General features: G+C 67.3%; 7 protein-coding genes. 5 read left to right on the forward strand and 2 right to left on the reverse strand.

The annotated features are described in order from the left end of the window. Positions 1-269: 269 nt before the first annotated feature. Together GPA27_RS27505 and gspG are read right to left on the reverse strand one after the other, a co-directional pair. Positions 270-1,460, reverse strand: coding sequence for a type II secretion system F family protein (locus GPA27_RS27505; RefSeq protein ID WP_169143601.1), 1,191 nt, complete (start codon positions 1,458-1,460; stop codon positions 270-272). 30 nt (positions 1,461-1,490) lie between these two features. Then, positions 1,491-1,961 carry a type II secretion system major pseudopilin GspG gene (gspG, locus tag GPA27_RS27510; RefSeq protein WP_246261526.1) on the reverse strand — a complete coding sequence of 157 codons (471 nt, stop codon included), beginning with the start codon at positions 1,959-1,961 and terminating at the stop codon, positions 1,491-1,493. Between the two features lie 420 nt (positions 1,962-2,381). Between gspG and GPA27_RS27515 the strand changes: the two genes are divergently transcribed. The 5 genes from GPA27_RS27515 (at position 2,382) to GPA27_RS27535 (ending at position 6,127) form a co-directional block, all read left to right on the forward strand. Further along, positions 2,382-3,008, forward strand: coding sequence for a lytic transglycosylase domain-containing protein (locus tag GPA27_RS27515; protein ID WP_169143602.1), 627 nt, complete (start codon positions 2,382-2,384; stop codon positions 3,006-3,008). 379 nt (positions 3,009-3,387) lie between these two features. Beyond that, positions 3,388-3,759 (forward strand): hypothetical protein, encoded by a 372-nt coding sequence (locus GPA27_RS27520; RefSeq protein ID WP_169143603.1) that lies wholly within the window; start codon positions 3,388-3,390, stop codon positions 3,757-3,759. 357 nt (positions 3,760-4,116) lie between these two features. After that, positions 4,117-4,515, forward strand: a complete 399-nt coding sequence (locus tag GPA27_RS27525) for a hypothetical protein (protein WP_169143604.1) — start codon at positions 4,117-4,119, stop codon at positions 4,513-4,515. Positions 4,516-4,669: 154 nt separating this feature from the next. Continuing rightward, positions 4,670-5,083, forward strand: a complete 414-nt coding sequence (locus GPA27_RS27530) for a DUF2946 family protein (RefSeq protein WP_169143605.1) — start codon at positions 4,670-4,672, stop codon at positions 5,081-5,083. Positions 5,084-5,161: 78 nt separating this feature from the next. Continuing rightward, entirely contained in the window at positions 5,162-6,127 is a 966-nt protein-coding gene (locus GPA27_RS27535; protein WP_169143606.1) for a transporter, read from the forward strand. Positions 6,128-6,224 lie beyond the last annotated feature (97 nt).

Consider the following 6,224-nt stretch of genomic DNA (forward strand, 5'->3'; position numbering starts at 1 on the left):
CCCCAACCCTCCCCTTGAAGGGGAAGGAACCTTCTAACGACGCGGCGGGCAATCTCATGGTGTCGTGCCGAGGGCCGCGCGCGCGCCCATTCAAAGCCCCGCCTCCGCCCCCTTGAAGGGGAGGTAGCTACCGTGCAGCACTCAACCTGATGAAGGAAACTGTGCGCGCGAGATTATTAGCAGGTCCCTTCCCCTTCAAGGGGAAGGACAGGATGGGGATGGGTCAAGTGCGGTTGATGGCGTAGACAGGACGGTCATCCAGCCACCGATCACTGAATGCTGCTCGCCAGCTCGAAGATCGGGATGTACATCAGGATCACGATCACGCCGATCACCAGGCCGATGAAGGTCATCAGCAGCGGTTCGAACAGGCGTACGAACCACTCGATGAAGCGGCTCATCTCCTCGTCGTAGAAGTCCGCGGTGCGCTCCATCATCTCGCCGAGGTTGCCGGCGTGCTCGCCTGCGCGCAGCATGCGCAGCGATACCGGTGTGGCCATGCGGTTTTCCTCCAGCGCCCACGACAGCGCGTGGCCCTCGCGGATGCGGGCGGCGACTTCGTCGAGGCGGGTGCGCGTCGCCACGCCCAGCAGGCCGCGCACCATGCCGATCGCCGTCAGAATGGGGATGCCGCCCTGCAGCAGAATGCCCAGCGAGCGGTAGAAGCGCGCCATCTCGTAGATGAACAGGCGCTTGCGGATCGTCGGCACCGACTCCAGCAGCTTCGACAGCGCACGCCGCACCGGCGGCTGGCGCAGCAGCAGCGCCGCGCCGGCGAGGGCCGCGAGCGCGCCGACGCCCAGCTCCAGTTGGTGCGCGTGCAGGAACTGGCCGGATGCCAGCAGCACGCGCGACAGCCACGGCAGGTTGGTGCCCACGTCCTCGAACACCGCCGCGAAGCGCGGCACCACGTAGCCGATCAGGAACAGCAGTACGCCGCAGCCGACCACGAACAGCAGCGCCGGATACACCGCCGCGCTGACGATCTTCTGCCGCACCTCGTCGACGCGGCCGCGGTAGGCCACGTAGCGGCCCAGCGCGGCGCCGACGTCGCCGGTCTTCTCGCTCGACTGGATCAGCGCCACGTACAGCTCGGGAAACACCTCCGGCGCGCGCGCCAGCGCCTGCGACAGCGACTTGCCCTCGTACAGCGCGCGCACCAGGTCGTCCAGCACCTTGCGCGCGTGGCCGTCGCTCTCCTTCTCGGCGAGGCTCTCGAGCGCGTCGATCAGCGCCAGGCCGGCCTTCAGCAGCGTCGCCAGCTCCTGACTGAACAGCACCAGCGGGAAGACCTCCTTGCGCTGCCAGCGCAGCGCCGGCAGGCGTTGCGCCGTGCGCAGCGACATCACGCGCAGGCCCTGCTCCTCGGCCTGGCGGCGCGCGTCGGCGAGGCTGGTCGCGTCAAGCGTCAGCGCAACGACGCCCGCATCCCGACCGACCCCCTTGATGTGGTAGCGCATGGCGGACCCCGGCGCGACGCGGCAGGCGCGTCACTCCCAGCTCGTGATGTCGGCGTTCTCGCCGTCGCCGCCGGGCTGGCCGTCCTTGCCCAGCGAGTACACGTCGTACTCGCCGTGCTCGCCCGGTGCCGCGTAGGCGTAGCTGCGGCCCCACGGGTCCTGCGGCACCGCCTTCTGCAGATAGGGGCCGCCCCACTTCGGCTCGTTGCCGGGGCGCGTCACCAGCGCCGCGAGGCCCTGTTCGGTCGATGGGTAGTGGCCGGTGTCGAGGCGGTACAGGTCCAGTGCCTTCACCAGGCCCTCGACCTGCGCGCGCGCGGCCTTCACTTCCGACTTGCCGAGCTGGCTGAAGTACTTTGGCGCCACCAGGCCCGCGAGCAGGCCCAGCACCACCAGCACGACCAGCAGCTCCAGCAGCGTGAAACCGCGAGAGGTGGCAAGTGAGGTGGCAAATGAGGTGTCACGAGTGGAGCCGCGGCGGAACATTCGACGATCATCCATGGGCTTTGTCGCTCAGTTGATTAGGTGTGCGCCAGTGTAGGAACAGGCTTCGGGCGGCGTCAATTTGAGCGAGCAGGAAACATGCCCGTGGCGTGACGCGTGTCGCGGCGCGGGAATACAAGGCATGGCGCTTGCGTAAGCCCCGAGGTGGTGGGGAATTTTCCCCAATTGTTTACCCGGCAACCAAACATATGAGATCCGTTCGGGCACCGTGTTCCTCCCCCTTCAAGGGGGAGGTTAGGAGGGGGATGGGTTTCGGCAGCGTCCGTTTAACCCATCCCCACCCCAGCCCGGGAGTCTCCGCTTCGCTCCGGCGGCGCGGAGCGGTGCTCCGCGAAATCCCGCCTCTGCCCCCTTGAAGGGGAGGGAGTGAACGTGCGGCACTCAATCTGACCGAAACATGGCAATGGGAGACGCCAAATGCCTTCGCCCGCCCCGCTGCTGCTCGCAGCCTGGCTCGCGCTGCCACTCGCCGCGCACGCCGACGTTTATATGAAGGTCGAGCCCGACGGATCGGTCACGCTCACCGACGAACCGCGGCGCGGCTTCGAGCGCATCGTCGCCTCGCCCGGCCCCGCAAGCGGGGGAAAGTCCCCCATAGGCGGGACCGGCAGGGCGGTTTCCGCCGCCGATACCGGCAGCCTGCCGTATGCGCCGCTGGTCGCCGCGGCCGCGGTCGAGCACGACCTGCCCGAGGCGCTCATCCACGCGGTGATCCGCACCGAGTCGAACTACGATCCGGGGGCGGTGTCGCCGAAAGGGGCGGTGGGGCTGATGCAGCTGATGCCCGCAACGGCGCGCGAGATGGGCGTCGCCGACGCGCGCGACCCCGCCGACAACATCCGCGGCGGGGCGCGCTACCTCAAGCGCCTGCTGGGCATGTTCGGCAACGACGTGGGGCTCGCCGTCGCAGCTTACAACGCCGGCCCGGGGGCCGTCGTGCGCAGCGGCGGAACCCCGCCCTTCGCCGAGACGCGCCGCTACGTGCCGCGCGTGATCGAACATTTCGAGCGCCTCGGCGGCCGCCGCGGCGGGCGCATGTCCTGAGATGTGGGGAATTCTGCCCACGTTTGGGGAAATGTACCCAACTCCGCGGCGGGCACGCAAAACCCTTTGACGACGCGGGATGCGTCCACATTTGCGAAGTGTATAAGTCCTTCGATATATGTCGTAAACGTAAGTCGACGCCCCCGGATGTGGGGGGTGCGGATTGGGTAAGTCAGCCCACTGCGGAGCTGAAAACCGCGAAATAACTGAGGAGTGGCAGGTCTGGACACATTGGCACGCCGGTTGCTGTATGTGCTGCGGGACTTTCCCGCAACGCATCCGCCGGGCCGAACTGCCAGCGTTTCATCGGTCGACGTGGTGTCAGGCGCGGGGCCTGCGGACCCCGAGCCCAAAAATCTAACCTATCGGAGATTTTGAAATGTCCATGAAGATTCGTACCCTCGTCGCCCTCGTCGCCGCTCCCCTGGTCTTCGCGATGGGCAATGCCCATGCGGAGTACACCGGAACCTGCGGAAGTCAATTCACTACGCTTGAGGGCGTGATCACGTACGCGAAATCGTTCAAGTCGGAGAAGGACCGGACCGGCATGCTGGGGAAAGTCTCCGGAGCGGTGACCAAGGTTGCAGCCGGCAAGGAGGACGAGGCGGTCATGCTGATGATCGCGGTTTCCGACAAGGCCGACGAACTCAGCTCTGCCGCAAAGCCGAAGCTGGGCATGGGCGATGCGACGGACATCATGAACGGAGCGTACGCAGCGATCATGTGCCTGAATCCCAACTACATCCCGTAAGCAGCTGCGAGCGCGGTGATCCTGTGAGGCAGCGCGCGAGAATCGGCAGAAACGTTCCCCTGCCCCATGACGGGAGTTGAGTCTCGAGTGCGGCCATCCCGGTCGGCAGGAGGCGGGCGTCATGCTCGCACAGGCAGCAAGGGAGTTTGTCCAGGGTGTGCAGCGGGTCCGGCGAAGCGGCCGTCTGCATGGCTACCTTGAATGACGCGAATCAATGCATTCGCAGGGCGGTACCGGCACGGTATGTCCCTTGCCTGTCGTAAAGGAAGCAAGCGAAGCAGTGAGCAAGTAACCGAATTCCCACGCGAGCGCCCGCGGATTCGTGCCCGGGACCCTTGATCCTGATAGAGGTTTGAAATGGCCAACAAGATCCGTACCCTCGTCGCAGCCCTCGTTGTTCCCTTCGCGCTGGGCGCCGGTGGTGCCAGTGCGGCGCGTCCGAATCCGGTCAACTATGAATACGTCAGCGTCTGCGCATTGGAGCTTCAAGGCGTCGCAGGGGTGATCAGCTCGTCGACGTTCTCCGGAAAGAATGCCGCCGCAAACAAGGACGGTCTGCTCTCGAAAGTCTATGGTGCGGACCAGAAGGTGTCCCAGAGCAAACCGCTCGAGGCGGAAGGTCTGCTGTACCAGATTGCCGACAAGGCGAACGATCTCGCCAACCAGGGCAAGCTTTCCGGCGCCGATGCGTCGAACATCGTCGCCGCATCCACCCTGCCGGGTGATGCCATGACCTGCGTGATGAATCAGCAATAGCGCGAGGTGGCTGCGGGGCGCGCGTCCGTGGATTCGCGCCTGACGCACGCCCCGGGAATGCTACCGAACAACGCTGTTCGTGCAGAACGACGAAGACGATGAGCATGGACGATATTCCCGCCCGGTCCGGATCGCGTAGCACGGCGAGGCGGACGTGACGGCGTTCGGCCGCACGCTATCCTCCTTGCCGCGCCAGCGGGGCGAACGCGTCGTCGTCGCCGTGCTGGCCTTCGTATTGTGGCTGGCGCCCATCCTCGCGCTGGGCAACACCGCGCCGCGCGCAGCGGTGCCCGGTTCGGACATCTGCCGGGCGGGCGCCAAGAACGACAAGGCGCAGGAGCAGCACCCCGCCGGCCATCGCTGCCAGGATTGCTGCTGCTCGGCCGTGCGCCTCGCCTCCGGTCCTCCGCCCGCGGCGGAGTGGTTCTTCATTCCCGCTGCCGCGCCCGTCCTCGCGGGCGCGGAGCGTGCCCTGCCGCGCGCGCTGGCGTGGCGCGACCTCGCGCCGCCGCCGCGTGCGCCCCCTGCTGCTGACGGAATCCCCGCTACCGCACCCGGCATCGGCTGAACGGCCGCTGCCAGTCGATTCCGTTTTCAGCCCTCCGGCCGCCCGCTGCCCGCGGCGCCCGGGGGTGAGGGAGCCATCATGTCCTGCATCCTCCGTCCGCTGGCAGCGAGCGTTCTTGCGCTGTCGCTGTCCGCACCGCTCGCCGCCGTGGCGTCCTGCGGCGCCACCTTCTGTTCCGTGAATACCAGTTCGGCGTTCATGAACGCCGGCCTCGCGGGCGATACCCGCCTCGACCTGCGCTTCGAGTTCATCGACCAGCGCCACGCCATGCATGGCGACGACAATGTCTCGGTGGGCGAGATCCGGCGCCACCACGACGAGAAGCGCACCGTCAATCGTAACCTGCTGCTCACGCTGGAGCGCGATCTCGCGCCGGACTGGACGCTGGGCATGACGCTGCCGCTGATCGACCGCGACCACAAGCACATCCACCACCACCGGCACGACGGCGAGGTGCACCACATCCCGGAGAGCTGGGATTTCCGCGAACTCGGCGACCTGCGCATCAAGGCGCGGCACGAGCTCCTGGGCGGGCGCGAGCAGGGCGTCGGCGTGAGCGTCGGCGTGAAGCTGCCGACCGGCCGCAGCGACGTGGAGAACAGCGACGGCGAGGAGGCGGAGCGCAGCCTGCAGCCGGGTAGCGGCACCACCGACGTGCTGCTGGGGGCGCACTGGCGCATGGAGCTGGCGGGCGGCTCGACCGCCTTCGCGAGCCTGGCGGCGGAACTGGCGACCGCCGAGCATGACGACTACCGCCCCGGACACCGTGCGCACCTGGACCTGGGCTGGGTGAAGCCGATCAGCGAGCGCCTGAGCATTCCGGTGCAGCTCAACGTCGCCTTCAAGGCGCGCGACCGCGGCGCGGAGGCCGAGCCGGAGGATACCGGCTCGACGACGGTGGCGCTGAGCCCGGGCATCAATTGGCAGATGTCGCCGCACTGGCAGCTCTACGCGTACTACCAGCGGCCGATCTACCAGCATGTGAACGGCGTGCAGCTTACGCCGCGCTGGAGTGCGGTGCTGGGGACGACGGTCGCGTTCTGAGGTGGGTGGTAGTTGGTAGCTCCCTCCCCTTCAAGGGGGCGGAGGTGGGGTTTCGCGGAGCACCGCTCCGCACCGCCGGAGCGGCGGTGCGAAGCGG

This window comes from Aromatoleum toluolicum (genome assembly GCF_012911005.2).
In the GTDB taxonomy this organism is placed as follows: Bacteria; Pseudomonadota; Gammaproteobacteria; order Burkholderiales; family Rhodocyclaceae; genus Aromatoleum; species Aromatoleum toluolicum.

Excerpts from the sequence above, each read along its gene's own strand:
- GPA27_RS27505 (WP_169143601.1), bottom strand. The coding sequence starts at position 1,460 with ATGCGCTACCACATCAAGGGGGTCGGTCGGGATGCGGGCGTCGTTGCG.
- gspG (WP_246261526.1), bottom strand. The coding sequence starts at position 1,961 with ATGGATGATCGTCGAATGTTCCGCCGCGGCTCCACTCGTGACACCTCA.
- GPA27_RS27515 (WP_169143602.1), top strand. The coding sequence starts at position 2,382 with ATGCCTTCGCCCGCCCCGCTGCTGCTCGCAGCCTGGCTCGCGCTGCCA.
- GPA27_RS27520 (WP_169143603.1), top strand. The coding sequence starts at position 3,388 with ATGTCCATGAAGATTCGTACCCTCGTCGCCCTCGTCGCCGCTCCCCTG.
- GPA27_RS27525 (WP_169143604.1), top strand. The coding sequence starts at position 4,117 with ATGGCCAACAAGATCCGTACCCTCGTCGCAGCCCTCGTTGTTCCCTTC.
- GPA27_RS27535 (WP_169143606.1), top strand. The coding sequence starts at position 5,162 with ATGTCCTGCATCCTCCGTCCGCTGGCAGCGAGCGTTCTTGCGCTGTCG.